Here is a 26,642-nt window from a genome sequence, read left to right on the forward strand (position 1 = left end):
TGCACGCTTTCCTCCGGGCGGGCGTGACGCACGGGCTCGGTACGGTGGACCCCGTGACTGACACCGTTCCGGCCGCCGTGCCCACGCCCGTGCCCACGCCCACCGCCGCCGACGAGGTCATCCGGATCTGCCAGGAGCTGATCCGCATCGACACGTCGAACTACGGGAACAACGAGGGCCCGGGTGAGCGCGCCGCGGCCGAGTACGTCATGGAGCTGCTGCACGAGGTCGGGCTGGAGCCCGAGCTGTTCGAGTCCCTTCCCGGGCGCGCGTCCGTCGTCGTGCGCCTGGCGGGGGAGGACCGCAGCCGGCCCGCCCTCGTCCTGCACGGCCACCTCGACGTCGTGCCGGCGGCCACGGACGACTGGACGGTCGACCCGTTCGGCGGCGAGGAGACCGACGGCCTGCTGTGGGGCCGCGGCGCCGTCGACATGAAGGACATGGACGCCATGATCCTGGCGGTCGTGCGGCAGATGGTGCGCGAGGGCCGCAAGCCGGCGCGCGACGTCGTGGTCGCGTTCTTCGCCGACGAGGAGGCAGGCGGTGTGTACGGGGCGCGGTGGGCCGTGGACCACCGGCCCGAGCTGTTCGAGGGCGCCACCGAGGCGGTCTCCGAGGTGGGCGGCTACTCCGTCGAGCTGGGCGGCAAGCGCGCCTACCTGTTGCAGACGGCGGAGAAGGGGCTCGCCTGGCTGCGCCTCGTCGCGGACGGCCGGGCCGGCCACGGCTCGCAGGTCAACGAGGAGAACGCGGTGACGGAGCTGGCCGCCGCCGTCGCACGGATCGGGCAGCACGCCTGGCCGTACACGATCACGCCGACGGTGGACGCCCTGCTACGCGGTGTCGGGGACCTCACCGGGCTCCCGGTGGACTACTCGGACCCGGCGACGGTCGACGACCTGATCGCTGCCCTCGGCCCGGTCGCGAAGTTCGTGGGTGCCACGGTGCGCAACACGTCGAACCCCACCCAGCTGCAGGCCGGCTACAAGGCGAACGTGATCCCGGGCCGTGCGGAGGCGACGCTGGACGTGCGGCTCCTGCCGGGGCACGAGGAAGCGGGCATGGCGAAGCTGCGCGAGCTCGCCGGCGACGCGGTGCGGATCGAGACGATCCACCAGGACACGGCGCTCGAGGTGCCGTTCAGCGGCTCCCTCGTCGACGCCATGGTCGCGGCGATCGACGCGGAGGACCCGGGGGCGAAGGTGCTGCCGTACACGCTGTCGGGCGGCACGGACAACAAGTCGCTGCACCGGCTCGGGATCACCGGCTACGGCTTCGCGCCGCTGCAGCTGACGAACGACCTCGACTTCGCGGGCATGTTCCACGGCGTGGACGAGCGCGTGCCGACCGAGGCGCTGAAGTTCGGGACGCGCGTGCTCGACCGTCTGCTGGCGACCTGCTGAACGCGGGCTACGCCGCCAGCTCGGCCAGGAGCGACCGCGTCTCGGACACGTAGGAGCCGCCGAAGAGGACCGCGTGCACCGCGAGCGGGTAGAGCTGGTGCAGCCGCACGCGGTGCTGCCAGCCGCGGGCGAGCGGGTGGACCTCCTGGTACCCCGCAAGGATCTCGGTCAGGTGGGGCGCGCCGAACAGCGCGAGCATCGCCAGGTCGGTCTCGCGGTGCCCGCCGTGCGCGGCGGGGTCGATGAGGACCGCCTCGACGGCGCCCGGCGGTGGACTCTGGCCGGAGTCCGCCGCCCGGCCGCCGTCGGCCCACAGCACGTTGCCGGACCAGAGGTCACCGTGCAGGCGTGCGGGCTCGTCGTCCGCGGCCGGGCCCGCCAGGCGCGGTAGCGACGTGCAGACGGCGTCGACCAGCCGGGCGTCGGCGTCGCCGAGGACCCCACGGGCCCGGCCCTGGTCGAGCAGCGGGAGCAGGCGCGCCTCGGCGTAGAAGTCCGGCCAGGACCGCCAGGCGCCGCCGGGCATCGGCAGCGGGTCGTCCAGCGGACCGAACCAGCCGTCGGCGGTGCCGGACCAGCCCCAGGCCGGGCCAGGGCCCGCACCGAAGGCGTCCGCCCCGGCGTCGTGCAGCACGGCCAGCGCGGCGCCGAAGGTTCGTGCGGCGGCCGCGGTGGGCGCCACGGGGGAGAGCCGTTCCAGGTCGAGATGGCCGGGCCCGACGTCGGACACCCCGACGACCCGCGGCCCGCCCGGGACCCGCAGCCAGTCCAGGCCGGCTGCCTCGCGGGCGAAGAAACCGTCCGGCGCGTCCGCACGGGCCTTGCGGAACACGCCGGACGAGGGAGCGGCCGTCACAGGGTGGACGAGACCCTGATGACCTTGCGGCGGAGCCAGACCTTGCGTCGACCGCCGATGTAGAGACGGGTCCTCGCCAGCTCCCAGCGGCCGTACTCGGCCTCTTCGGTGAGCAGCCGGCGGGCGTCCGGCACAGTGGTGTCGGGATCGAACGTCATGACGCGGTACTCGTACTGACTGTGCTTGCGGAACACGGAGCCGTCTCTCGCCATCTGATGCACCGTCCTCGGGTCGCGGGTGAGGTCAGTTTATGCCGGTTTCATCGCCGAGCTGCGGCACCAACACACTTCGTTCCGCCCATTGTGACCCACGGGACGGTCAAGGCACAGTGACCGGGGTCGCAGTCGACCGCGCGTCGCGCCGCAGCGCCACCGGCCGGAGCCAGGTCGCGGTGCGCCACAGCCACTCGACCGGGCCGTAGCGGAAGTGCTTCAGCCAGAGCCGGCTCAGCAGCGACTGCGCCACGATCAGCGCGAGCGACAGGGTCAGCACCGGCGTCACGGTGGTCATGTGGCCGAAGTCCACCACTGACGCGGCGAGCGCCATGACGATCGCCGCCCCGACGTAGTTGCTGAGGGCCATCCGGCCCAGTGGTTCGAAGGCTGCGGCGATGACCGTCCGGGCACGTGTGCGCCACAGGAGCGCCAGCCCGGTCGTGTACAGCACTGCCATGACGAGACCGGCGGCCGCGCCCGGCGTCGAGAACCGCGGGTCGCCCGGGGTGGTCAGCTGCCACAGCAGGGCGGGGACGGTCAGCACGGCCGAGGCGGCGAACACGATCGCCACGGCCCTGCCGGAGGACTCCAGCGCCCGGGGCAGGCCGAAGGCCGCCGCGCCCGCGCCGAGGAGCACGAGGCCGGGGACGGACGGCAGCCCGCCGCCGAACACCACGTACGCGACGACGGTGAGCACAGCGCCGCCCCCGAGGGTCACCCCGCGAGGGGCCAGCAGGACGGCGGGCAGCATCAGCAGGCCGACGACGCCGTACTCCAGGAGGATGTTGCCCGGGTAGGCGAACATCAGCAGCCCGCCGATGACGGCCAGGCCGACCATGCGGCGCACCATCACCAGCCACGGACGTGGTGAGCGGGCGCGTGCGCTGTCGAGCACCATCCAGAGGCTCATGCCGAACAGGACGATGAAGATCGGTACGAAGCGTGTCTGGACGGTGAGGTAGAGCGCGTCGAGCACCGGGTCGGGGACGCGGCCCCCGCCGTCCATCAGCCGTGCCATTCCCAGCTGGGTGATATCGATGGCGTTGACCAGCAGGATGCCGAGGACGGCGAACCCCCGCAGCGAGTCGAGGAACGCCCAGCGCGGTCGGGCCGCGGTCAGGCGAGGCGTCGTGGAGGCGGCAGCAGTGCTCATGTCAGCCATCCAAGCAATCCCGCTCCGGGCTCGTCGTCCCCCCACGGGACCATGTTGCCTGGTCAGGGATGAGGGTAAACCCCGTGCACCACGTTCCGGGCCGGCGCGACGATACCCCGGTATCTCCGCCGTAACGATCAGGATTTGCGATCCCGCTCGCCAGGACCTGGCGCTACAGTCAGGGCATGACCGTTGAACCGCGTGCCGCGCTCGATCGCCTCGTTGCCGCACTCGAGGCCCATCATCACGCGGTCGCCACTCGCCGGAGTGACGACGACCCCGCCGTCGACGACGCGTACGACGTGCTCGCCGACGCCTACGAGGTGTACGAGGAGTCCCTGGCCACGGTGTTCGGCGAGGTGACGCCGTTCTACCTGGCCGACGAGATCGACGACGATGACGACGAGGACGACGACCTCGAGGACATCGACTTCGACGACGACCTGGAGGACGCGGAAGAGGTCATCGAGGAGGACGAGCCGCAGCCTGCGCAGCAGCGCTGACCAGGCACGGTCACGGTCACCAGCGTTCGGGGTAGCCGATCTCGGGCGCGGAGACGTCGTCGAGGGCGGCATGCACCTCGTAGGGCAGCTCGAGGCTCGCGGCCTCCAGCGAGGAACGAAGCTGCGCGGGCGTCCGCGCGCCCACGATCGCCGACGCGATGCCCTCGCGCTCCAGGAGCCACGCGATGGCGACCTCCCCTGCGGTGCGGCCGAGCCCTTCGGCAGCGGTGGCCACCGCCTCCACGACGGCGGACGCCGAACCCTCCAGGTACGGCTGGACGAATCCCGCGAGCGCTCCGGCAGCCCGGGAGTCCGCCGGGATGGCGCGCCGGTACTTGCCCGTGAGCACCCCGCGCCCGAGCGGTGACCAGGCGAGCAGCCCCGCACCGAGGGCGTCGGCGGCGGGCAGCACGTCGCGCTCCACGCCGCGCTGCAGCAGGGAATACTCCAGCTCGACGGCGGCCAGGCCGACGTCGGGCTCGAGCAGCGTCGCCATGCGTGCGGTCGCCCAGCCGGGGTGGTTGCTCAGCCCGACGTACCGGGCGCGCCCCGTGGTGACCGCGATGCGCAGCGCGTTGCAGGTCTCCTCGAGGGACGTGTGCGGGTCGGGGCAGGCCACGAGGAACAGGTCGACGTGGTCGGTCCCCATGCGCCGCAGCGACTCGTCGAGGCTGTCGAGCAGCGCGCCTCGGGAGGCGTCCACCACGCGCCCCGAGCCGCCGTCCGGCCTCGACTCCGAGCGGATGCCCGCCTTGGTGGCGAGCACGAGCTCGTGGCGCTCGATCTTGCCGGACAGCAGGGTGCCGATGACGCGCTCGGCGTCGCCGTCGGCGTAGCTGGCCGCGGTGTCGATCAGGGTTCCCCCTGCGTCGAGGAAGTCCCGTACCTGCTCGGCCGCGTCGATCTCGTCGGTGTCGCGGCCCCATGTCATGGTCCCGAGCCCGAGTTCGGAGACCCGTAGGCCAGACCTGCCTACGCGGCGTCGTTCCATGTGCGGCAGGTTACCCGCGGCCGCAGCGGGTGCGTCCGGAGGCGCGCCGTGGGGTAGTGTCACCGCCCGTGACTGCGTGGGAAGCGATCCTTCTGGGCCTCGTACAGGGTCTGACCGAGTTCCTGCCGATCTCGTCGTCGGCGCACCTGCGGATCGTCGGTGAGCTGCTCGGTTCGGGCGACCCCGGTGCGGCTTTCACCGCGATCACCCAGATCGGTACCGAGATCGCAGTGATCATCTACTACCGCAAGAAGATCGGCGCGATTCTCGTCGCCTGGTTCAGGGCGCTCTCGGGCGCGAACGGCAGCGGCTGGCGCGCCCGCGCCGGACTCGGGCCACGGTCCGGCTCGGTGGACCTGCGGCACGGCCGCCCCGGCTCCGGGGCCGACCACGACGCCGCGATGGGCTGGTACATCATCTTCGGCTCGATCCCGATCGTGGTGCTCGGGCTCCTGTTCGAGGACCAGATCGAGTCCACGTTCCGCAACCTCTGGCTCACCGTCTTCACGCTGGCGTTCTTCGGGCTCCTGCTGCTCCTGGCCGACGTCTTCGGCCGCCAGGAGCGCGAGCTGACGTCGCTCACCGGACCCAGCGCCCTCGGCTTCGGCCTGGCCCAGGCGCTCGCACTGGTCCCGGGGGTGTCCCGCTCCGGCGGCACGATCACCGCCGGCCTGACCATGGGCTTCACTCGGAAGGCGGCGGCGGACTACTCGTTCCTGCTCGCGCTGCCCGCGGTGCTCGGCTCGGGCTTCTACCAGCTGTTCAAGACCATGGGCGAGCCGATCCCCGAGGGGGCGCCCGGCTGGGGTGCCACGATCATCGCCACGATCATCGCGTTCGGTGTCGGGTACGCGGTCATCATCGGGTTCCTCAAGATCGTCGGGAACTACTCCTACAAGCCGTTCGTGTTCTACCGGTTCGCGCTCGCGGGCGCCGTCGTGTGGCTGCTCATGTCGGGCACCATCGACGCGACCGGCGGCGTCGTGTAGAACACACTCTCAGCGCCCTGACGTGGTCCGGGAGCGTCCTGGGCGGCGGTTATCGTTGGTCGCGTGCACGCCTGGCCCACACCCCAAGTCCCGGAGCTTCCCGGCTTCCCCGCCTCCGACCCGGTGCGGGTCCACGACTCGTCGACCGGTGAGCTCGTCGAGGCGGCGCCGGGCCTGCGGGCGCGGCTGTACGCGTGCGGCATCACGCCGTACGACGCCACGCACATCGGGCACGCGAACACGTACGTCGCGTTCGACCTGCTGGTGCGCGCCTGGCGGGACGCGGGCAAGGACGTCATCTACACCTCGAACGTGACCGACGTCGACGACCCGCTGCTGGAGCGCGCCGAGGCCACCGGCGTCGACTGGCGCGAGCTGGCCGCGTCCCAGACCGCCCTGTTCCGCGAGGACATGACGGCGCTCGGCGTCATCCCGCCGCAGACGTGGACGGGGGCCGTCGAGTCGGTGCCCGACGTCGCGCGGGCGGTGGCCGCCATGGTCGAGTCCGGGGCCGCGTACCGCGTCCCGCTGGAGCCGGGCGCCGGAGGTGCGACGCCGGAGCTGGGCGACGTCTACGCGGACCTCACCGCCGACCCGCGCTTCGGGACCGTCGCACGCCTGGACCGGGAACAGTCGCTGGCCTACTTCGCCGAGCGTGGGGGCGACCCCGACCGTACGGGCAAGAAGGACCCGCTCGACCCGCTGCTGTGGCGCCGGGAGCGGCCCGGCGAGCCGGCCTGGGACGGAGGCCCGTTGGGCACGGGACGCCCGGGCTGGCACATCGAGTGCGCGGTGATCGCCCGGGACGGGCTCGACCTGGCGGCGGGGGAGCCGTTCGACGTGCAGGGCGGCGGGTCCGACCTGCTGTTCCCGCACCACGAGATGTCGACCTCGCACCTGCGGGTGCTGTGTCCGGGCGCCGAGGGCGCCGAGCCCGCCGCCGCCCGCACGCACGTGCACGCGGGCCTGGTCGGCTACGAGGGCGAGAAGATGAGCAAGTCGCTCGGCAACCTCGTCCTGGTGTCGCGCCTGCGCGAGGCCGGCCACGACCCGATGGCGATCCGCCTGGCACTGCTGGCCCACCACTACCGCACCGAGTGGGAGTGGGACGAGGCCTCGATGCCCGAGGGCGAGGCACGCCTCGTCCGGTGGCGCGACGCGGTCTCGGGAAACGGCGGTCCGTCCGCCGACGCGACCCTCGCGACGGTCCGTGCGGCGCTCGCGAACGACCTCGACGCGCCGGCCGCACTGGCGGCCGTCGATGCCTGGGCGGACCTGTCCCTCGACCCCGCACGGGACACGTCCGCGGACGAGGAGGGCGCTCCCGGGGTCATGTCCCGTACGGTAAACGCCCTGCTCGGAGTGCGTCTCTGACCTCCTGAAGGTCCCGTAGGGGTCCGCTTTGGGTCAGGTAGGCCAGCACCACGCCATGCGCCGACCAGGTTAGTTTTGACCCCTGCTTCCGTTTGCATTTAACCCGGGGCAGGATGGGGAGCATGACGGAGTACGAGGAAGACTTCACGGGTGAGACCCGGGTCACCGTCACGACGACGCCCCGGTGCAGCACGCGCTATCGCGTGGTGCGCAACGGACCGGGATATACACCGGTCTACGACCGCGTCGAGGACGCCGCACGGTGTCTTGAGACGTGGGTGGGATTTCACGGTCCGGACGCCGGAGTGCGGATCGAACCCATCTCGAACAGCGCGTGAACCCGACCGCCGACGCCGAATAGACGCCGAACAGAAGAGGCCTGAGCCCCGTGGGCTCAGGCGTCTTTGCTGCGGTCCGCCGTCCGGTCAGAGCTTCTCGGGGCCGGTGTCCTTGCCGCCGCTGTCCTTGCCACCGGTGTCCCGCCGGCGCAGGTAGCGCTCGAACTCCCGCGCGATCGCGTCGCCCGAGGCCTCCGGGAGCTCGGCGGTGTCCTTCGCCTCCTCGAGCTGCGCCACGTACTCGGAGATCTCCGAGTCCTCGGAGGCCAGCTCGTCCACGCCGTGCTGCCAGGCGGCGGCGTCGTCCGGCAGCTCGCCCATGGGGACCGACTCGCCGAGTATCTCCTCGACGCGCGTGAGGATGGCGAGCGTCGCCTTGGGGGACGGCGGGTTGGCGACGTAGTGCGGCACCGCCGCCCACAGGCTGACCGACTGCAGGTCGCGCTGCGCGGCCTCGTGCTGCAGCACCCCCACGATCCCGGTGGGCCCCTGATAGGTGTTGGCCTCGATGTCGAGCACCGCCTGCAGGCCCACGCTGTCGGACGTCGCGGTCATCGGGATGGGCCGCGTGTGCGGTACGTCGGCCAGGAGCGCGCCGAGCGTGATCACGGTCCGCACGCCCAGGTCGTCGGCCACCTGCAGCAGGTCCTCGCAGTACTTGCGCCAGCGCATGGACGGCTCGACGCCGTGCACCAGCACGACCTTGCGCTCGCCCACCTGGGCCACCGACACGGAGGTCGTGGGCCAGGTGATGGACCGTTTGCCGTCGTCGTCCAACGAGATGTACGGCCGGTTGACCTGGAAGTCGTGGAACTCCTCAGGGTCGAGCTCTGTCACCTTCTCGGCACCCCACACCTCGGCCAGGTGCGTGAGGGCCGACGTGGCGGCACTTCCCGCGTCGTTCCAACCTTCGAAGGCAGCGAGGAGCACGGTCTGGCGAGGCGAGGCCTGCTCCGGCTGCTCGTGGTGCGCGTCGGTCATCCCCCCAGCCTAGGGTGTGGGGCGCTCGGCGTGACCAGGGGCACGGCCGCGTTCGCGGACGGGCGAATTGGCGGTCGGCTGCCCGCGTCGGCGCGGACGGCCAGGTCAGAACACCGGGACGCCGGCGCGCAGCGCCCCGCGGACCTGCACCTCGACGCCACGCCAGGTGCCCGTCCACAGCGTGTAGCCAGGATTCATCATGCGCTGGTCGATGGCGTGGTCGAGACCCAGCGCGCGGGCGATGCTCTCGCCGTCGTCCAGGTGCCAGGGCTGCAGGCAGACGCGCTCGGGCGTGACGGTGAGCACCTCGATCCAGTCCGCACGGACGTGCCGCAGCAGATCGATCACATCGCCGAGACGTTCGGTGACCGACTGCGTCGCAATGGGATTCACGAGACTCTCCGGAGCATGGGTCGGGCAGGGGGCGGACATCTGACGACTGGCTGACACCACTGTGCGCCGAGAGCATGGGACGTGCCATCGGCAGCGGTCGGGACGTTTCGGTGATAGATACGTCCCTGGGGGGTAACACGTGAGGAACCAAAGACTGGTCGCAGCGATGAGCCAGGCCGGCCTGAGCCAGGTGCGGCTCGCGGCTGCCGTCGGTGTGGACCCGAAGACCGTGGAGCGGTGGGTGGCCCAGGGCCGCACACCGCACCCGCGCCACCGCGTGGCGGTGTCCGAGGCTCTGGGCTGCGACGTCGCGGCGCTGTGGGGCGACGTCGACCGGGCCGAGGCGGCGGCGCAGGAGATCGTCGGGGTGTACCCGGCGCGCCGTGCGGTGCCGTCGGGGACCTGGCGCGCCTTCCTCGCCGGCGTGGAGCAGCGGTTCGAGCTGCACGCCTTCGCGGCGACGTTCCTGCCCGACCAGACCCTTGACCTGACCACGGAGATCGTCACCATGGCGGCGCGCGGGGTGCAGGTGCGCCTGCTGCTCGGCGACCCGGACGGCGAGGCCGTGGCGGTGCGCACGGAGGAGGAGGGCGGCACGGGTCTCGCCGGACGGATCGCGCTGGTGCTGGCCTACCTCGCGCCCGCACTGGGCACCCCGGGCGTCGAGGTGCGGCTGCACGACCGCACCCTGTACGCCACGACGTTCCGGTTCGACGACGACCTGCTCGTCAACACCCACGTGTGGGGCTCGCCCGCGGGCGCCAACCCGCTGCTGCACCTGAAGGACGGACCGGAGGCGTCGATGGCGCCCGCGTACCAGGCAGGGTTCGAGCGGGTCTGGGCCGCCGCCAAACCTTTGGAGGCATGGCCTCGGACGGAGGACTCGGGCAGGGTGGCCTGACCGTGCGGTTCGACTACTTCGACGACCCGACCGCGCCGCCCGTGAACTCCGTGGTCCCCTCGGTCACGGTGGCGGTGCGGGACGACGTCGGACGGCTGCTGCTGATCCACCGCACCGACAACGACCTCTGGGCCCTGCCGGGCGGAGGTATCGACCCCGGCGAGACCGTCCGTGAGGCGGGCGTCCGGGAGACCGAGGAGGAGACCGGGTACCGCGTGCGGATCACGGGCCTGGTCGGGATCTACACCGATCCCCGGCACGTGATCGAGTACTCGGACGGCGAGGTCCGTGCCCAGTTCTCCATCTGCATGCGCGGCACGGTCACCGGGGGAGCGGCCCGGACCTCGGTGGAGTCCAGCGAGGTCGTGTGGCAGCAGGTCGACCGGCTCGGCGAGCTGGCGATCCACCCCTCGATGCGGCTGCGGATCGAGCACGCGGTGGATCCGACGCGGACGCAGCCCTTCCTCACCTGAACGGCAGCCCCAGCCGGCGTTCGATCCCGGACACCAGCGTGCGCAGCCGCGGCTCCGCGTCGCGCATGCTGCGGGACACGAGGTGGCCGGGCGGGTAGCGGTCGTAGATCCGCTCGAACCGTTCGTCCACCGTGACGGTCTCACCGCGGGCCGACGTGGTCATGTCGCAGTACGTGAGCAGGTCCAGCAGCCCGGTGGCCGGCTCGGGGAACTCGCGCCGCAGCGCTCCGTCCAGACCTCGCTCCGCCGCCTCCACGGTTGCCTCCGTGTGGTGTGCGACGAGGCCGGTCAGCTCCGGCGGAGCCCCCAGCCCGCGGAGGTAGCGCGCTCCGTCGAGCTGGTGCAGGCCGGTGTCGCGCGCCGCGGCGGCGTAGCCGATGTCGTGGAGGTAGGCGGCGGAGACGAGCAGGTCCGGGCAGTCCAGGACCCGCGCGACGTGCTCGGCCCGCCGGCCGACGCCGATCGAGTGCGCGAGACGGTCGGCGCCAGGCTCGAAGAGCTCGGTCAGCAGCGCCTGTGCGCCCGCGGGGTCCAGCTCCCGCGGGATGGTTCCGTGCATCGGTTCACCGTAGAGCGCCGGGCCGTGCACGGCGCGTCGGGCGGCAAGGGACGTGGTCGGGGGACGTGTGCTGGTCTGCATCCTGGACCCCCGTCGTCAGAGCTCCGGCCGGCCGTTGACGACCCAGTTGCGGACCATCGCCGTCGCACGGTGGTGGCCGGCCAGCGCGTCCTCGCGCGTGGCGTGCAGCTCCGCGTACTCCTCGGTGCAGTCGAGCTTGTCGTCCTCGGACAGGACACCGTCCGGGTCGAGCCGCTCGACGAACACCATGGTCTCGTAGATCAGCGGGGTGCGGCCGTGGTCGTCGCGGGCCGGGGCCGTGGTGTCGATCCCGGTCCAGACGGTGGACACGTGGTAGAAGCCGATCTGGTCGTGGGCGACGTGGCCGCTGCCGGCCCCGAGGCGCAGCACGGACCACTGGTCCTGGGTGATCGGGTTGCCGTCGAGGTCGTAGTACGTCCGCTGCGAGAGTCGCTCGAAGAAATCGGGTCCGAACACGGTCTGCTCCTCCTCGTCGGTGCTGCCGGGACTCGCCGGCCATGGCCGTCGATCGTGGGCCAGCATCGCGCAGGACGCCCTGGTGCGCGCGGCGGGGCTGTGAGTTGCCTCGTGGAGCCGGCACCTGGGGTGCCGCATGGGTATTGCGCTGGTATGGGCGGGGCGCGATCATCGTGCCCATCGGTGTTCGAGGCCCGCGGTATCGCGGCTGACGCCGACACGTTCTCCCGGTACGAGCGAGATGACGGCCCCGACGTGTGGGCCGACCCGCTGTGGTGAGGGTCAGCGCGAGACGCCGGGGTGGACCTCGACGTCGAACTTCAGGTAGGTCGGCGAACCGTTGGTGATCCCGACACACTCTGGCCGGCCTGCCGGGGTGTGGCCGAGGCGCCAGATCTCCTCGAGGACGGCATCGTCGGAGGGCCGGTCGTTGCCGCCGTCGGCGTACTTCCGGAGGATCTTCTGGGCCGTCGCCCGGTCTGCTGCCGGGAGCTCCACACGCATCTTCGGCATGGCGCCACGGTAGGTTCGCCCACCGGGCCTCGCCCAGCGTTTTTGGTCCGGAGGGATCCAGGAAGCAGGGATTCGCTGCCCGAAAGAAGGGCATATGTCTGATTGCTCCGTCACGAATCACACTGCGAGGTGCGCGAAGTACCCGAGGTTCGGGCGAGTATGAACGAATGCTCAACCTGCGAAACCACCGGGCCCTGCTGTCCGCGGTCGGAGCGTTCGTCGTCGCCGGCGCCGGCAGCGGCATCGCCTGGTCCCAGGCCGAACGCACCAGCGAGCCCGCTGACGTGCTGCTCGACGCCGTGGAGCACAGCGAGTCGACGATGCGTGACTACATCGACGAGATCAGCGGCCGGTTCGACGAGATCGAGGCCACCTCCGACGCCGGACAGCAGCAGGAGCTGGCCACCGCGCTCATGGCGGACGTGCCCGACCTCGCCGAGGAGGCACGGGCCGACGTCCTGGCCGCCAAGGAGGACGCCCAGGCCGTGACGCTGCCCGACGGCAGCGAGCTCGACCGGGCTCGCGACGCCTACATGGCGCACATGGACGCGTGGATCGCGGAGTACGACGAGGCGATGGTGTCCCCGGCGGGCGTCGTCGAGATCGAGCCCACGGTGAACGAGACGTTCGACCAGGCGGTCGCCGCCTTCGGCAGGACCCAGCTCGACGCCGACCAGGAGGAGCGGGCGGAGCAGCTCCTCACGGACTGAACCGCGGCACGCTCTCCTCAGCCCCGCCAGCTCATGGGGGACTGGCTGAGCGCCGCGTCCGCCACTCGCCTCGCGACGTCCGTGCGGAGCGCCGCGTAGGACGAGTCGATCCACTCCTGGACGCCGGCCTGGCCGCCGTGCCGGTACTCGACCGCCTGGACGAGGCACTCCAGCTTGTCCGCATCGCGCGCGCAGCGCGCCTCCGGCGTCTGCTGCGCCTCGAACTCGGTGACGGCATCGACGACGGTCGCGGCGGCGGCGTGCGGCAGGGGAGCGACCTGGTCGCGCGTGACCGCCACGTTGTCCGGCTTGGTGACGTACGGGCGGGCTGTGTGCGGGAGGTCCGTGATACGGGTCTCCTGGGAGTCGTGCCAGAGCGCGAGATAGGCGGCGCGCGCCGGGTCGGCGCCTTCCTCCGCGGCCAGCAGGGCGGCGAGCTGCGCGACCCGCAGGCTGTGCTCGGCCACGGACTCCGGGTCCCGGACACCCACCTGCCACCAGCCGGAACGGCGCAGGCGCTTGAGCACGCCCATCTCGAAGGTGAAGGCGGCGATGCCGGAGGCGGCGGTGTGCGTCATGGGGCTATCGTCCGGGATCCCGCGCGGTTCGTCGTCGCGCCGCTACCGGAGCCGTGTGTCCCGTGTGTCGCGTGTGTCGCTGGACCGTCACTCGTGTCTCCCAGCCGGTTACCGGGTGTACAACGTCGGCACCTACGATGTCCCGGTGCCCCACGACTCCTCCGCTGTCCTTCCCGCCGCCGTCCTGTTCGACATGGACGGCACCCTGGTCGACACCGAGCCGTACTGGATGCGCGCCGAGCGCGAGATCGTCGCGGCGCACGGAGCGACGTGGACGCACGAGGACGCGCTGGGCGCCGTCGGCCAGGCGCTGCTGACCACCGGCACCATGCTGCGCGACGCCGGCGTCCCGCTCGAGCCTGCCGAGATCGTCGCCTGGCTCGTCGCCAGGGTCAACGAGCAGCTGCGTGAGGCGGTGCCGTGGCGGCCCGGTGTCCTGGAGCTCCTGGACGAGCTGCGGACGGCGCGGGTCCCCTGCGCGATCGTCACCATGTCCTACCGCAGCCAGGCCGAGGTCGTGGCCGACGGCGCCCCCGCCGGCACCTTCGCCCATCTCGTCACCGGTGACGAGGTGGCGCACGGCAAGCCGGACCCGGAGCCCTACCTCGTGGCCGCCGGCCTGTTCGACGTGCGGCCCGAGGACTGCGTGGCCATCGAGGACTCCGGCCCGGGGATCACCTCGGCGCTCGCGTCGGGCGCCCGCACCCTCGGCGTGCCCGCCGAGGTGCCCGTACCGCCACGACCCGGCCTGAGCCGCGCCGGATCGCTCAAGCAGATCGACCTCGAGGCCCTCGGTCGGATCGTGTCGGGCGAGGTCATCGACCTGCTGGGCTGAGCCGTGCCGGGCTGAGTCGTGCTGGGCTGAGCCGTGACCCGGTCGTCCCGGCTCAGACGGCGATCCCCAGGCGCAGGGGGATCGCACCCTCCGGGATCTCGGGGGGCGTACCGCCGAACTCCGGGCACATCGACTGGTGCGCGCACCAGCCGCACAGCTTCGACCTGCGTGGCTTCCACTCGCCGGTCCGCGCGGCGTCCTCGATGGCCGACCAGACGGTGCGGATCTTCTGCTCCGTCTGCTCCAGCTGACCCGCGGTGGGCTCGCCGCGCAGCACCTGACCGTCGCCCAGGTACACGAGCTGCAGCATCTTGGGCAGCACGCCGCGCTCGCGCCACAGCACCAGCCCGTAGAAGCGCATCTGGAACACCGCCGACGACTCGTAGCCCGGGCGCGGCGACTTGCCGGTCTTGTAGTCGACCACCCGCACGGCGCCGGTCGGCGCGACGTCGAGCCGGTCCACGATGCCGCGGAGCAGCGGGCCCCCGTCGAGCTGCGACTCCACCAGGAGCTCCCGCTCGGCCGGCTCCAGCCGGTTCGGGTCCTCCAGCGTGAAGTAGGTGCCCAACAGCGAGCCGGCTCCCGCGAGCCACCCCTCGCGATCCTGCCCGTCCGGCCCGATCCCGTCGGTGAACAGCGACGTGTACCGGTCGTCCGCCTCCAGCAGCCGGTCCCACTCACCGGGCAGCAGGTCGTGCGCGGCGGCCAGCGTGCGTTCGCCCAGCGGCGCGTCGTACAGCCGCTCCAGCACCGCGTGCACCAGCGTGCCGCGTGCCGCGGCGGCTGACGGCGGCTCCGGCAGCCGGTCCACCGTCCGGAACCGGAACAGCAGAGGGCACTGCATGAAGTCGTTCGCGCGGGACGGGGACAGGGCCGGCGGCCGCGACGGCGCACGCACGGTCGACACGGCGTCGTCGGCCGCCTCCGCCGTCACGTCCAGCACCGGCTCCTGGGATACCTCCGTCGTCGTCATGGCCCCAACCCTAGGCGCGGTCACCGACATCCCCGGGCAGCCGTCCACAGCGTGCCGTGCGCCCGAGCGTGACAGGGCGGATAGGTTTGTCCGGTGACCACCTCGGAGCCCGCCTCCACGCCCGCACCGCCCGCCCCGCAGCGCTCGAAAGGGTTCGTCATCGGCCGCGTGGCCGGCGCTCCAGTCATCGTCACGCGGTCCTGGTTCCTCGCGGCGTTCATCCTGACGATCCTGTTCGTGCCCAACGTCCAGGCGCTCGCGCCGGGGCTCGGCGCGGGCGCCTACCTCGTGGCGTTCGCGTTCGTGCTGCTCCTGTTCGGCTCCGTGTTCCTGCACGAGGCCGCGCACGCGCTGGTCGCCCGGGCGCGCGGCCAGAACGTGACCGAGCTTGCCGTCACGCTCTGGGGCGGCCACACCGCCTACACCGGCGGCCTGGGACGACCGCTGGACGGCTTCCTCGTCGCCGTCGTCGGGCCCCTGACGAACCTGGCGCTCGCGGCCGGGTTCTGGTTCGCGTACCAGGCATCACCGGTGCTGAACGTGCCGACGCTCCTGCTGTACGCGGGAGCCCTGTCCAACGCCTTCGTCGGGGCGTTCAACCTGCTCCCCGGGCTGCCGCTCGACGGCGGCCAGATCCTCGAGTCCATCGTCTGGGCCGGCACGGGCAAGCGCACCACCGGCACGATCATCGCCGGCTGGGTGGGCCGCGTCGTCGCCGTCGGCGTCCTGGTCTGGGCCCTGGCGGTGCCGTTCGTGCAGGGCACCACCCCACGGCTCACCACCGTGCTGTGGTCCGCGCTGATCGGGGCGTTCCTCTGGGCGGGCGCGGGCGCCGCGATCACGAACGGCCTGCGCAGGGAGGCGATCGACGGGCTCTCCGCCGCGGCGCTCGCCGGCCCCGCCGTCCTCGTGCCGCTCGGCTCCACGGTCGCGGGGGCGCTGAGCGCCCGGGCCGCGGCGGCGGGCGGCGGGGTGCCGGCGCACTACGTGGTCGTCGTGGGAGGGCACGACGACGCTCCCGTCGCGGTGCTCGACGGCGACGCCGTCGACGCGGTACCGGCGTCGGCCCGGGAGCTGACCCAGGTCGACGCCGTGGCCGTGCCGTTCGTCCCGGGGTCAGCGGTCCACCCGGAGATGTCGGGCACGGCGCTGCTGACGCACCTGGCCCAGCGGTCGGGTGGCGCCAGACTGGTCCCGGTGGTCGACGCCGGCCGGGTCACCGGGGTGCTCGACCTCGCCGACGTCGCGCGGGCGGTCCGCGCGACGTGACCGACGGCGCCGCCCCGGGGCACGCGGGCGGGGAGCCCAGCGCCTAGGATGGTCCGTCGTGACCACACCCACCGATACCCCGACCGCCACTGGCGCCGAACTGCGCCGAGGCCCGTTCCGCGTGGGCGACAAGGTCCAGCTCACCGACCCCAAGGGTCGCCTGCACACCATCACGCTGCAGCCTGGCGGGACCTTCCACACGCACAAGGGCTACTTCAAGCACGAGCAGATCATCGGGCAGCCCGAGGGCTCGGTGGTCGTCAACACCGCGGAGATCGAGTACCTCGCCCTGCGCCCGCTGCTGGCCGACTACGTCCTGTCGATGCCCCGCGGCGCAGCCGTCGTGTACCCGAAGGACGCCGCGCAGATCGTCGCCATGGCCGACATCTACCCGGGTGCACGCGTGGTCGAGGCCGGTGTCGGCTCCGGTGCGCTGACGATGTCGCTGCTGCGCGCCGTCGGCGACGCCGGCCACGTGCACTCGATCGAGCGGCGCGAGGACTTCGCGGCCATCGCCCAGGGCAACGTCGAGACGTTCTTCGGTGGGCCGCACCCGGCGTGGGAGCTCTCGGTCGGTGACCTCTCCGACGTGCTGCCCGAGGTCGCGGAGCCGGGCACCGTCGACCGCGTCGTCCTGGACATGCTCGCCCCCTGGGAAAACGTCGACGCGGTCGCCTCGGCGCTCGCCCCCGGCGGGGTGCTCGTCTGCTACGTGGCCACCACCACCCAACTTTCGCGCACAGCAGAAGACCTGCGTGCGGACGGCCGGTTCACCGAGCCGGCGGCCTTCGAGACGATGATCCGCGGGTGGCACCTCGAGGGTCTGTCCGTACGTCCCGAGCACCGGATGATCGGTCACACGGGCTTTCTCATCATCGCCCGCCGGATGGCCGACGGTGTCGTCGCGCCCGAGCGGAAACGGCGTCCTGCCAAGGGTGCGTACCCCGTGACGCCCGAGGCGGAGTGGACGCCGGAGGAGCTCGGGGAGCGCGCGGTGTCGGACAAGAAGGTCCGAAAGGTGCGACGTGACCTGGGCGTTGCGCCCGCGGACACGAACGCCCCGCCTGCGTGAACGGGCTGTAACGATCGAGCACCCCGGACGTCTCAAACGGGTGTTCTTACTCCCGGTGTGTCAGTGACTGTGCTTAGAGTGCTGTTCTCGGAGGCGTTTGCGTCATATGGTCGCCTCCCGGGCCCTACGAGAGGGGATGTCATGACCGAGAACACGTCAGGATACAACCATCCCGAGCACGAGTCTTTGCCAAACCGCGACTACGAGCGCCAGATTGCCCTCCTCTCAGCCAAGAACGAGCGCCTGGCGGAGGCTCTCCGTGCGGCGCGCGACCAGATCGTCGAGCTGAAGAAACAGCTCGACGATCTTGCCAAGCCGCCGGGCACGTACGCCGTGTTCCTGGGCGCGCACACGGACGGCTCGGTGGACATCTCGTCCGCCGGCCGCAAGATGCACGTCTCCGCCAGCCCCAGCCTGGACGTCACGCGGCTGAGCCCTGGCCAGGAGGTCAAGCTCAACGAGGCCATGACGGTCGTCGGGGCCGGCGAGTACGAGACCACCGGCGAGCTCGTGACCGTCAAGGAGATGCTCGGGGGCGACCGGGTGCTCGTCGTGGGCCGCGCGGACGAGGAGCGCGTGGTGCGCCTCGCCGGCTCGGTGATGGACGCGCCGCTCCGCGTCGGTGACTCGCTCACCGTCGACACCCGCAGCGGGTTCGTCTTCGAGGTCGTGCCGAAGTCCGAGGTCGAAGAGCTGGTCCTCGAAGAGGTCCCGGACATCGAGTACGAGGACATCGGTGGCCTCGGTCAGCAGATCGAGGCGATCCGGGACGCGGTCGAGCTGCCGTTCGCCCACCCCGACCTGTTCCGGGAGCACGGTCTGCGCCCGCCCAAGGGCGTGCTCCTGTATGGTCCGCCCGGATGTGGCAAGACGCTCATCGCCAAGGCGGTGGCCCACTCCCTCGCCGGGATGGTCGCTCGCGCTCACGGGGGCAACCCGGAGGTGAAGAGCTACTTCCTCAACGTCAAGGGCCCGGAGCTGCTCAACAAGTACGTGGGCGAGACCGAACGGCACATCCGCCTGATCTTCGCCCGTGCCCGGGAGAAGGCCAGCCAGGGTATGCCCGTCGTCGTCTTCTTCGACGAGATGGAGTCGCTGTTCCGCACCCGCGGCACCGGCCTCTCGTCGGACGTGGAGACGACCATCGTGCCTCAGCTCCTTGCCGAGATCGACGGCGTGGAGCGGCTCGACAACGTCATCGTCATCGGCGCGTCCAACCGCGAGGACATGATCGACCCGGCCATCCTGCGCCCGGGACGTCTCGACGTGAAGATCAAGATCGAGCGGCCCGACGCCGAGGGCGCCAAGGAGATCTTCGGCAAGTACCTCACCAAGGAGCTGCCGATCCACGCGGACGACGTGGCGGAGTACGGCGGCAACATCGCCTCGGCCCTCGACGGCATGATCACGTCGGTCGTGGAGCGGATGTACTCGGAGGACGAGGAGAACCAGTTCCTGGAGGTCACCTACGCCTCCGGCGACAAGGAGACCCTCTTCTTCAAGGACTTCAACTCGGGCGCCATGATCCAGAACGTGGTGGACCGGGCCAAGAAGAACGCCATCAAGGACTTCCTGGCCACCGGCCAGAAGGGCATCCGCGTCGAGCACCTGCTGACCGCGTGCGTCGACGAGTTCAAGGAGAACGAGGACCTCCCGAACACGACCAACCCCGACGACTGGGCGCGCATCAGCGGCAAGAAGGGCGAGCGCATCGTCTTCATCCGCACCATCGTCCAGAAGAAGGGCGAGGGCGCCACGCCGCGCACCATCGACACCGTCCAGAACACCGGTCAGTACCTCTGACAGCCATGGAGCAGGGTCCGCGTCCGTCGTCCGGCGGGCGCGGACCCTGCCTCACCAACGGGACTACTCCGGCATAGGGTGGTGAACGTGAGCGTGCGTCGTGTGATGGGCATAGAGACCGAGTACGGGGTCCTGCAACCAGGTCGCCCCCTGGCCAACCCCATGCTGCTGTCGAGCCAGGTGGTGACGACCTACCGGGCGATCTCCACCCGTTCCGAGGGGACGGGTGGCAAGGCTCGCTGGGACTACGACGACGAGGACCCGCTGCAGGACGCGCGGGGCTTCCACCTCGACCGCGCCTCGGCGCAGCCCTCGATGCTGACCGACGACCCGGCGCGGCCCGCGCCGTCGGGCCCCGTCACCGGTCAGGTCCCCGTGGTGGAGCCCGGCCTGCCCGGCCGTGGCCGACGCCGGTCGGCCCCGACCCAGGAGGTCGAGCGGCCCGCCACCGACGAGTACGACGACCCGAGCGCTGCGAACGTCATCCTCACCAACGGCGCGCGGCTGTACGTGGACCACGCCCACCCCGAGTACTCCTCGCCCGAGGTCATGTCACCCGAGGACATCGTCCGCTGGGACGTCGCCGGCGAGCGGGTCATGCTCGCCGCCCTGAGGGAGCTGGCAGGCTTCCCCGGTAGCGAGGTGGTCCTCTACAAGAACAACGTGGACGGCAAGGGCGCCAGCTACGGCACGCACGAGAACTACCTCGTGGACCGGTCGCTGCCCTTCACCACGCTCGCGGAGCTCATCACGTCGTTCCTCGTCACCCGCCAGGTGTTCACGGGCTCCGGGCGCGTCGGCCTGGGGGCGACGAGCGGTACCGCGGGCTACCAGATCTCCCAGCGCGCCGACTACATCGAGGCCGAGATCGGCCTGGAGACGACGCTGCGCCGGCCCATCGTCAACACTCGCGACGAGCCGCACGCCGACCGGCAGCGGTGGCGTCGCCTGCACCTCATCCTCGGGGACGCCAACCTGATGGAGGTGCCCACCTACCTGAAGACGGGCACGACGTCGCTGGTGCTGTGGGTGCTGGAGCACCTCGACGAGCTGGCCGAGGCCGGCGTGGAGGCCCGTGCCGAGCTCGAGGCGCTCCGGCTGGCCAGTCCGGTGAGCGACGTGCAGAAGGTCTCGCGCGACCTCGCGCTGACCGCGCGGCTCGACCTGGCGGACGGCAGGACCATGACGGCGCTGGAGGTGCAGGGTGAGGTCGCCGACGTCGTGCGACGGTCCCTGAAGGTGCTCGGCACCGACGCGGAGTCGGACGCCGTGCTCGACCGCTGGACGTCCGTCCTCGAACGCCTCGGCACCGACCCGGGCTCCTGCGCGCGCGAGGTGGAGTGGATCGCCAAGATGCGGCTCCTGGACCGCCTGCGCTCGCGGGACGGGCTGGAGTGGGACCACCCCCGGCTGCACGCGATGGACCTGCAGTGGTCCGACGTGCGTCCCGAGCGAGGCATCTACCACCGGCTGCTCGCCAAGGGTGCGGTGGACCGCATCGTCGACGAGGAGAGCGTCGCACGAGCCGTGCAGCACCCGCCGACAGACACGCGCGCCTACTTCCGGGGCGAGGTGATGGCCCGCTACGGGAGCCAGATCTCGGCGGCGAGCTGGGACTCCGTCATCTTCGACGTCGACGGGTCCCAGGCGTTGCAGCGCGTGCCGATGCTCGACCCGACCCGGGGCACACGCCACCACATCGGTGCGCTGCTCGACGCGAGCCCCGACGCCGCGGCCCTGCTCGCGGGACTCTCCGGAAGAAGGTGACCGGGGATGTCAGTGTCACCGCCTAGGGTCAATACCTGAGGTCAGGGCCTAGGCTTCGAGACCAGCACTACGTCAGAGAATCACCAGGAGGCGATCATGGCCGGTCAGGAAAGAATCAACCCGTCACAAGAGGACCGCACTCCCGACGACGACGCGGAGACCCCGGCGCCCGCCGCGGCGGCGGCGCAGAAGGACGACGACGAGGTCGACGCCCTGCTCGAGGAGATCGACGACGTGCTGGAGACCAACGCCGAGTCGTTCGTTCGTGGATTCGTCCAGAAGGGTGGGCAGTGACCCTGAGCGCAGACCGCACCACAGGACGACTCCCGGACGCCTTCCTGCGTCCGGGATCGTCGTCCTTCGTGGACTTCCTGGCCGAGCATGCCCCCGACCGCCTGCCCGGTAACCGAGTCATGCCGGCGGGCGTGACCGACCCGGCGACCTTGTCCCCGCACGCCACCACGATCGTGGCGCTCACCTTCGACGGTGGCGTCCTGCTGGCGGGCGACCGCCGCGCCACCGCCGGGCCGATGATCGCCAGCCGCAGCATCGAGAAGGTGTTCCCGGCCGACGAGTACTCGGCGGTGGGCATCGCCGGTTCCGCCGGTATCGGTCTGGAGCTAGTGCGGCTCTTCCAGCTCGAGCTCGAGCACTACGAGAAGATCGAGGGATCGCTGCTCTCGCTCACGGGCAAGGCGAACCGCCTGGCCACGATGCTGCGCGCCAACCTGCCCATGGCGATGCAGGGGCTGGCCGTCGTGCCGCTGTTCGCGGGCTACGACCTGGACAAGGACACCGGCCGCATCTTCAGCTACGACGCGACCGGTGGCCGCTACGAGGAGCACGAGCACCACGGCGTGGGCTCGGGATCCCTCTTCGCCAGGGGCTCCCTGAAGAAGCTGTGGCGGCGCGGCATGGACGCGGACGCCGCGGTCCAGGTGGCGGTCGAGGCGCTCTACGACGCCGCGGACGACGACTCGGCGACGGGCGGCCCTGACACCGTGCGCGGGATCTTCCCCGTGGTCGCGACGGTGTCCGTGGACGGCTATCAGCGCATCGAGGACGCGGAGATCTCCCGCGTTGCGGAGCAGATCGTGGCGCAGCGTCGAGAGAGGGGGCACCTCGCATGAACATGCCGTTCTACGTCTCGCCCGAGCAGCTGATGAAGGACCGGGCGGACTTCGCCCGCAAGGGCATCGCCCGCGGCCGGTCCGTGGTGGTGCTGGCCTACGACGGCGGTATCGCGTTCGCGACGGAGAACCCGTCGCGTGCGCTGCACAAGATCTCGGAGATCTACGACCGCATCGCCTTCGCGGCCGTCGGCAAGTACAACGAGTTCGAGAACCTGCGCGTGGCCGGCGTGCGGTACGCCGACATGCGCGGCTACTCCTACGACCGGTCGGACGTGACGGCCCGGGGCCTGGCGAACGCGTACGCGCAGACGCTCGGCACGGTGTTCATCACCGAGTCGAAGCCGCTCGAGGTGGAGATCGTCGTCGCCGAGGTCGGCGCGACGCCGGAGGACGACCAGATCTACCGGCTCACGTACGACGGCACGGTGGCGGACGAGCACGGCTTCGTCGTCATGGGCGGCCAGGCCGAGCAGCTGGGCCGGAAGGTCAAGGACGGCTGGCGCGAGAACATGTCGCTCGGCGAGGCGCTGCGGCTCGCCGTGGCCGCACTCGGCTCGGGCGAGGGCTCCTCGTCACGCACCATCGAGGCGGCGCAGCTCGAGGTCGCGGTCCTGGAGCGGGGCCGGCCTCGGCGGTCGTTCCGGCGCCTTGCCCGGCCGGTCCTGGCCGACCTGCTCGCGGACGGTGCGGAGGCGTCCTCGGGCGAGGCGACGGGGGACGACCTCCCGCCGGTGGACGCCCTCCCCGTCGGCACCGCTACGCCGGGCACCTCGACGGCGGACACGGTTCCGCCGGACCCGACCGACTCCGCCGCCGGCTCCGGCGACACCGCCACCACCGGCCCTGATGCGTCGGACGCCGGGCCGGAGGGCCCGACCGACGCATCCCCGACCGAGGAGAAGCCGGACGAGCGACCGGAGGCACCCGGCAGCACGCCCGACACCGAGCGATAGCAGCACGTTCCGCGAACAGGGAGGGGAAGTCCATGGACCGCAGGATCTTCGGTCTCGAGACCGAATACGGCGTGACGTGCGCGGCCGACGACGGGCGTGGCCTGTCGGCTGACGAGGTCGCCCGCTACCTGTTCCGGAAGGTGGTGGCGTGGGGCCGTTCCTCGAACGTCTTCCTGAGGAACGGCTCCCGCCTCTATCTCGACGTCGGATCCCACCCCGAGTACGCGACGGCGGAGTGCGACGACGTGCGCCAGCTCGTCTCGTACGACCGGGGCGGCGAACGGATCCTGGAAGGCCTGGTCGCGGACGCGCAGCAGCGCCTGGAGCACGAGGAGCTCCCCGGCAAGATCCACCTGTTCAAGAACAACACGGACTCGGCGGGCAACTCCTACGGGTGCCACGAGAACTACCTGGTGCGGCGGTCCGGCGACTTCTCACGGCTGTCGGACGTGCTGGTGCCGTTCCTCATCACGCGCCAGATCCTCGTCGGGGCGGGCAAGGTGCTCTCGACGCCGCGCGGCGCGGTGTTCTGCCTCTCGCAGCGTGCCGACCACATCTGGGAGGCCGTCTCCAGCGCGACCACGCGGTCGCGCCCGATCATCAACACGCGCGACGAGCCGCACGCTGACGCCGAGCTGTACCGCCGGCTCCATGTCATCGTCGGCGACTCCTCGATGGCCGAGCCCACCACGATGCTCAAGGTGGGATCGACCGATCTCGTGCTGCGCCTGGTCGAGGCGGGGGTGCCGATGCGGGACCTCACGCTGGAGAACCCGATCCGAGCCATCCGGGAGATCAGCCACGACCGCACGGGCAAGCACGCCGTGACCCTGGCCAACGGGCGGACCATGACGGCCGTCGAGATCCAGTCGGAGTACTACGAGCGCGCTCGTGAGCTCGTGGAGGCCAACCTCGAGGTCACGCCGGTGGTCAAGCAGGTGCTCGACCTGTGGGAGCGAGGGCTGCGCGCGCTGGAGGTGGAGGACCTGTCGCTCGTGGACCGCGAGCTGGACTGGGCCATCAAGCTCAAGCTCATCCGGCGGTACCAGGAGAAGCACGGCATGGGCCTCGACGACCCGCGCATCGCACGGCTCGACCTGGCCTACCACGACATCTCCCGCACCGAAGGTCTGTACAACCTGCTCGCGGCCCGTGGCATGGTCGAGCGGGTCACGACCGACCTCGAGGTCTTCGAGTCCACGGCGCTGCCACCACAGACCACCCGGGCCAAGCTGCGCGGCGACTTCGTCCGGGCGGCCCAGGAGGCGCGGCGGGACTACACGGTGGACTGGGTGCACCTCAAGCTGAACGACCAGGCCCAGCGCACCGTGCTGTGCAAGGACCCGTTCAAGAGTGTCGACGACCGGGTGGAGCGCCTGATCGAGAGCATGTGAGCAGGGGCGAGCGCCCCGGGACCGGTCACGGGGCCGGTTTCCCGGGGCCTCCTTGTGGGCAGGGTCTCGTACCGGGGACGCGGTGCCGGGAGCATCGTCGCGTCGTGGGAGAATCTGCTGGTGAGTTCCTGGGTACGTGTCGTCGTCGGCGCGCTGGCAGCGGCGACGGTGGCCGTGACCGCCGCGTGCGCGCCCGCGTCGCTGCCGGTGGACGTCGGCCCGGCGCCGACGTCGTCGGCCTCGCAGGCTCCGCTACAGGTCAAAGGGACGAGTGGCGCGCCGCCCACGCTCGAGTACGAGCAGCCGTTCGCCGTGGTCGAGCCCGGCTCGCGCACGGTCTGGCCCGGCACGGGGGACGTGCTGGAGCGCGACGACCCGGTGCTCCTGAACCTCTACGCGCAGGACGGCCGGGACGGCTCGGAGCTGCAGAACACCTTCCGCACGGCGCCGGTGGCGTACGCGATGACCGAGCGGTCGCTCGGCAACCACCTCTTCGAGGCGCTCGAGGGCAAGCGCGTCGGCACGCGGCTCCTGCTCATGGAGGAGCAGGACGGCGTCCCGGTACTGCTCGTGGCGGACGTCCTGCCGGCTCGTGCGTCGGGCGTCGAGGCGGCCGCACCGGGCAAGAACCTGCCACAGGTGCGCCTCGACGAGCTCGGCGCCCCGACCGTACGTGTCCCGCGCGGCGTCGAGCCGCCGTCGGAGCTGGTGGTGCACCCGCTGATCCGAGGGTCGGGGCATCAGGTGCGCGCCGGCCAGATCGTCACCGTGGAGTTCACCGCCGTGCGCTGGAGCGACGGTGGGGTGGTCGACACGACGTGGACCGAGGGCACGCCGCCGCAGTCCGCGGAGATCGGGATCGGCAGACTGGTCGAGGGCTGGGACCAGGGACTGCTGGAACAGACCGTCGGTTCCCAGGTCATGCTGGTGGTACCGCCGCAGGACGGCCACGCCAACACCACGAGCCGGCTCGCCGGCGAGACGCTGGTGTACGTGGTCGACATCCTCGATGCGCACAGCGCCGATCCGCACCCTGCGGGTGCCGAGGAAGAACCCGAGAAGAAGGAGGGCTGATGTCCGTCGCGATCCGCGTGATCCCGTGCCTGGACGTCGACGCGGGCCGAGTGGTCAAGGGCGTCAACTTCGCCGACCTGCGCGACGCGGGCGACCCGGTCGAGCTCGCCGACCGGTACGACGCCGAGGGCGCCGACGAGCTCACGTTCCTGGACGTGTCAGCCTCGTCCGGCGACCGAGAGACCATGGTCGACGTCGTGCGCCGCACCGCCGAGCAGGTCTTCGTGCCGCTCACCGTCGGAGGGGGCGTGCGCTCCACGGACGACGTCGACCGCCTGCTGCGGGCAGGTGCCGACAAGGTCGGCGTGAACACGGCAGCGATCGCGCGGCCCGAGCTGATCGCCGAGATCGCCGAGCGGTTCGGCTCGCAGGTGCTGACGCTCAGCGTCGACGCCCGCCGCGTCACGGGCGACGTCACCACGCCGTCGGGCTACGAGGTCACCACCCACGGCGGGCGGCGCGGCACCGGCATCGACGCCGTGGAGTGGGCGGAGCGGGTGGCGGTCCTGGGAGCGGGGGAGATCCTGCTCAACTCGATGGACGCCGACGGCACCAACGCCGGGTTCGACCTGGAGATGCTCCGCGCCGTGCGGGAGCGGGTGCACGTCCCGCTCGTCGCCTCCGGCGGAGCTGGTACGCCCCAGCACTTCGTGGAGGCCGCACAGGCGGGGGCCGACGCGGTCCTCGCGGCATCGGTGTTCCACTTCGGCGTGCTGACCGTCGGCCAGGTCAAGGACACGATGCGCGCGGCAGGTCTCGTCGTCCGCTGACGCCCGGCGTCACCGGCCGCGACCAGCCCTCCGCCGGCGCGCTTGACCTCAACTTAGGTCAAGGTCGTAACGTCGTTGACGCCCAGGGCGAAAATCTGTCGAATCGATTCCCGGGCCGTGAGAAAATTCTGCTGTCCCCGAGGAAGCGAGATCTCGCCGTGCCCACAGCTG

At 71.4% G+C, this 26,642-nt stretch carries 29 protein-coding genes and 1 pseudogene; 19 read left to right on the plus strand and 11 right to left on the minus strand.

Annotated features, from left to right (window positions below):
- The first annotated feature begins 53 nt into the window (after positions 1–53).
- On the plus strand, positions 54–1,403 hold the full coding sequence (locus tag LUM46_RS16760; protein WP_274995353.1) for a M20/M25/M40 family metallo-hydrolase: 1,350 nt from the start codon (positions 54–56) through the stop codon (positions 1,401–1,403).
- A 7-nt stretch (positions 1,404–1,410) separates the two neighbouring features.
- On the opposite strand, the gene LUM46_RS16765 is transcribed toward LUM46_RS16760, so the two are convergent.
- From LUM46_RS16765 to LUM46_RS16775, 3 genes are all read right to left on the minus strand, one after another.
- Positions 1,411–2,259 (minus strand): fructosamine kinase family protein, encoded by an 849-nt coding sequence (locus LUM46_RS16765; RefSeq protein ID WP_274995354.1) that lies wholly within the window; start codon positions 2,257–2,259, stop codon positions 1,411–1,413.
- Positions 2,256–2,471 (minus strand): DUF5703 family protein, encoded by a 216-nt coding sequence (locus tag LUM46_RS16770; protein ID WP_274995355.1) that lies wholly within the window; start codon positions 2,469–2,471, stop codon positions 2,256–2,258. Before LUM46_RS16770 ends, LUM46_RS16765 begins: the two co-directional genes overlap by 4 nt.
- Positions 2,472–2,577: 106 nt before the next feature.
- Positions 2,578–3,627, minus strand: coding sequence for a DUF418 domain-containing protein (locus LUM46_RS16775; protein WP_274995356.1), 1,050 nt, complete (start codon positions 3,625–3,627; stop codon positions 2,578–2,580).
- A 185-nt stretch (positions 3,628–3,812) separates the two neighbouring features.
- Here LUM46_RS16775 and LUM46_RS16780 point away from each other — a divergent pair, with 185 nt between their 5' ends.
- The gene (locus LUM46_RS16780; protein WP_274995357.1) at positions 3,813–4,130 is read left to right on the plus strand and encodes a primosomal protein; all 318 of its coding nucleotides are present in this window, start codon (positions 3,813–3,815) and stop codon (positions 4,128–4,130) included.
- A gap of 16 nt (positions 4,131–4,146) precedes the next feature.
- On the opposite strand, the gene LUM46_RS16785 is transcribed toward LUM46_RS16780, so the two are convergent.
- Complete coding sequence (locus LUM46_RS16785; protein WP_274995358.1) at positions 4,147–5,121, minus strand: aldo/keto reductase; 975 nt, start codon at positions 5,119–5,121, stop codon at positions 4,147–4,149.
- A 68-nt stretch (positions 5,122–5,189) separates the two neighbouring features.
- Between LUM46_RS16785 and LUM46_RS16790 the strand changes: the two genes are divergently transcribed.
- The 3 genes from LUM46_RS16790 to LUM46_RS16800 all read left to right on the plus strand — a co-directional run bounded on the left by LUM46_RS16790 (position 5,190) and on the right by LUM46_RS16800 (position 7,822).
- Entirely contained in the window at positions 5,190–6,110 is a 921-nt protein-coding gene (locus tag LUM46_RS16790; RefSeq protein WP_274995359.1) for an undecaprenyl-diphosphate phosphatase, read from the plus strand.
- 63 nt (positions 6,111–6,173) lie between these two features.
- Complete coding sequence (gene mshC, locus LUM46_RS16795; RefSeq protein ID WP_274995360.1) at positions 6,174–7,484, plus strand: cysteine--1-D-myo-inosityl 2-amino-2-deoxy-alpha-D-glucopyranoside ligase; 1,311 nt, start codon at positions 6,174–6,176, stop codon at positions 7,482–7,484.
- A 122-nt stretch (positions 7,485–7,606) separates the two neighbouring features.
- Positions 7,607–7,822 carry a hypothetical protein gene (locus LUM46_RS16800; protein ID WP_274995361.1) on the plus strand — a complete coding sequence of 72 codons (216 nt, stop codon included), beginning with the start codon at positions 7,607–7,609 and terminating at the stop codon, positions 7,820–7,822.
- Positions 7,823–7,909: 87 nt separating this feature from the next.
- On the opposite strand, the gene LUM46_RS16805 is transcribed toward LUM46_RS16800, so the two are convergent.
- Both LUM46_RS16805 and LUM46_RS16810 read right to left on the minus strand, forming a co-directional pair.
- Positions 7,910–8,803: a PAC2 family protein gene (locus LUM46_RS16805; protein ID WP_274995362.1), complete on the minus strand. Its 894-nt coding sequence runs from the start codon at positions 8,801–8,803 to the stop codon at positions 7,910–7,912.
- 105 nt (positions 8,804–8,908) lie between these two features.
- On the minus strand, positions 8,909–9,196 hold the full coding sequence (locus LUM46_RS16810) for a hypothetical protein (protein WP_274995363.1): 288 nt from the start codon (positions 9,194–9,196) through the stop codon (positions 8,909–8,911).
- A gap of 166 nt (positions 9,197–9,362) precedes the next feature.
- Here LUM46_RS16810 and LUM46_RS16815 point away from each other — a divergent pair, with 166 nt between their 5' ends.
- Positions 9,363–10,097 (plus strand): helix-turn-helix domain-containing protein, encoded by a 735-nt coding sequence (locus LUM46_RS16815; protein WP_274995364.1) that lies wholly within the window; start codon positions 9,363–9,365, stop codon positions 10,095–10,097.
- On the plus strand, positions 10,061–10,570 hold the full coding sequence (locus LUM46_RS16820; RefSeq protein ID WP_274995365.1) for an NUDIX hydrolase: 510 nt from the start codon (positions 10,061–10,063) through the stop codon (positions 10,568–10,570). The genes LUM46_RS16815 and LUM46_RS16820 overlap by 37 nt, the downstream gene beginning before the upstream one ends.
- On the opposite strand, the gene LUM46_RS16825 is transcribed toward LUM46_RS16820, so the two are convergent.
- The 3 genes from LUM46_RS16825 to LUM46_RS16835 form a co-directional block, all read right to left on the minus strand.
- On the minus strand, positions 10,563–11,129 hold the full coding sequence (locus LUM46_RS16825; RefSeq protein ID WP_274995367.1) for an HDIG domain-containing metalloprotein: 567 nt from the start codon (positions 11,127–11,129) through the stop codon (positions 10,563–10,565). The genes LUM46_RS16820 and LUM46_RS16825 overlap by 8 nt on opposite strands.
- 96 nt (positions 11,130–11,225) lie before the next feature.
- Positions 11,226–11,627, minus strand: a complete 402-nt coding sequence (locus LUM46_RS16830) for a hypothetical protein (protein WP_274995369.1) — start codon at positions 11,625–11,627, stop codon at positions 11,226–11,228.
- A 282-nt stretch (positions 11,628–11,909) separates the two neighbouring features.
- Positions 11,910–12,140 carry a hypothetical protein gene (locus LUM46_RS16835; RefSeq protein ID WP_274995370.1) on the minus strand — a complete coding sequence of 77 codons (231 nt, stop codon included), beginning with the start codon at positions 12,138–12,140 and terminating at the stop codon, positions 11,910–11,912.
- Between the two features lie 167 nt (positions 12,141–12,307).
- Between LUM46_RS16835 and LUM46_RS16840 the strand changes: the two genes are divergently transcribed.
- Complete coding sequence (locus LUM46_RS16840) at positions 12,308–12,850, plus strand: hypothetical protein (RefSeq protein WP_274995371.1); 543 nt, start codon at positions 12,308–12,310, stop codon at positions 12,848–12,850.
- 17 nt (positions 12,851–12,867) lie between these two features.
- Here the strand turns inward: LUM46_RS16840 and LUM46_RS16845 are convergent, their stop codons facing one another.
- Positions 12,868–13,428, minus strand: a complete 561-nt coding sequence (locus LUM46_RS16845; RefSeq protein WP_274995372.1) for an HD domain-containing protein — start codon at positions 13,426–13,428, stop codon at positions 12,868–12,870.
- A 145-nt stretch (positions 13,429–13,573) separates the two neighbouring features.
- Here LUM46_RS16845 and LUM46_RS16850 point away from each other — a divergent pair, with 145 nt between their 5' ends.
- The gene (locus tag LUM46_RS16850) at positions 13,574–14,263 is read left to right on the plus strand and encodes an HAD family hydrolase (RefSeq protein WP_274995373.1); all 690 of its coding nucleotides are present in this window, start codon (positions 13,574–13,576) and stop codon (positions 14,261–14,263) included.
- Positions 14,264–14,315: 52 nt separating this feature from the next.
- Here LUM46_RS16850 and LUM46_RS16855 read toward each other — a convergent pair whose 3' ends face one another.
- The gene (locus LUM46_RS16855; RefSeq protein ID WP_274995374.1) at positions 14,316–15,236 is read right to left on the minus strand and encodes a RecB family exonuclease; all 921 of its coding nucleotides are present in this window, start codon (positions 15,234–15,236) and stop codon (positions 14,316–14,318) included.
- Between the two features lie 93 nt (positions 15,237–15,329).
- On the opposite strand from LUM46_RS16855, the gene LUM46_RS16860 reads away from it, so the two are divergent.
- The 10 genes and pseudogenes from LUM46_RS16860 to hisF all read left to right on the plus strand — a co-directional run bounded on the left by LUM46_RS16860 (position 15,330) and on the right by hisF (position 26,471).
- Complete coding sequence (locus tag LUM46_RS16860; protein WP_274995375.1) at positions 15,330–16,505, plus strand: site-2 protease family protein; 1,176 nt, start codon at positions 15,330–15,332, stop codon at positions 16,503–16,505.
- A gap of 58 nt (positions 16,506–16,563) precedes the next feature.
- Positions 16,564–17,577, plus strand: a complete 1,014-nt coding sequence (locus LUM46_RS16865; protein WP_274995376.1) for a tRNA (adenine-N1)-methyltransferase — start codon at positions 16,564–16,566, stop codon at positions 17,575–17,577.
- A gap of 141 nt (positions 17,578–17,718) precedes the next feature.
- A complete protein-coding gene (gene arc, locus LUM46_RS16870; protein WP_274995377.1) occupies positions 17,719–19,380 on the plus strand; it encodes a proteasome ATPase in 1,662 nt (553 codons plus the stop codon).
- 105 nt (positions 19,381–19,485) lie between these two features.
- A complete protein-coding gene (gene dop, locus LUM46_RS16875) occupies positions 19,486–21,147 on the plus strand; it encodes a depupylase/deamidase Dop (protein WP_274995470.1) in 1,662 nt (553 codons plus the stop codon).
- Positions 21,148–21,243: 96 nt separating this feature from the next.
- Positions 21,244–21,441, plus strand: coding sequence for a ubiquitin-like protein Pup (locus tag LUM46_RS16880; RefSeq protein WP_274995379.1), 198 nt, complete (start codon positions 21,244–21,246; stop codon positions 21,439–21,441).
- Positions 21,438–22,277 carry a proteasome subunit beta gene (gene prcB / locus LUM46_RS16885; protein WP_374726984.1) on the plus strand — a complete coding sequence of 280 codons (840 nt, stop codon included), beginning with the start codon at positions 21,438–21,440 and terminating at the stop codon, positions 22,275–22,277. Before LUM46_RS16880 ends, prcB begins: the two co-directional genes overlap by 4 nt.
- Positions 22,274–22,960: pseudogene (gene prcA, locus LUM46_RS16890) on the plus strand (proteasome subunit alpha); the annotation flags it as partial. The gene prcB and the pseudogene prcA, both read left to right, overlap by 4 nt.
- Positions 22,961–23,265: 305 nt before the next feature.
- Positions 23,266–24,627, plus strand: a complete 1,362-nt coding sequence (pafA, locus tag LUM46_RS16895; RefSeq protein WP_274995380.1) for a Pup--protein ligase — start codon at positions 23,266–23,268, stop codon at positions 24,625–24,627.
- 120 nt (positions 24,628–24,747) lie between these two features.
- Complete coding sequence (locus LUM46_RS16900; protein WP_274995381.1) at positions 24,748–25,701, plus strand: FKBP-type peptidyl-prolyl cis-trans isomerase; 954 nt, start codon at positions 24,748–24,750, stop codon at positions 25,699–25,701.
- On the plus strand, positions 25,701–26,471 hold the full coding sequence (hisF, locus tag LUM46_RS16905; protein ID WP_274995383.1) for an imidazole glycerol phosphate synthase subunit HisF: 771 nt from the start codon (positions 25,701–25,703) through the stop codon (positions 26,469–26,471). The genes LUM46_RS16900 and hisF overlap by 1 nt, the downstream gene beginning before the upstream one ends.
- Positions 26,472–26,642: the final 171 nt, after the last annotated feature.

It is taken from the genome of Promicromonospora iranensis, assembly GCF_028994805.1.
In the GTDB taxonomy this organism is placed as follows: domain Bacteria; phylum Actinomycetota; class Actinomycetes; order Actinomycetales; family Cellulomonadaceae; genus Promicromonospora; species Promicromonospora iranensis.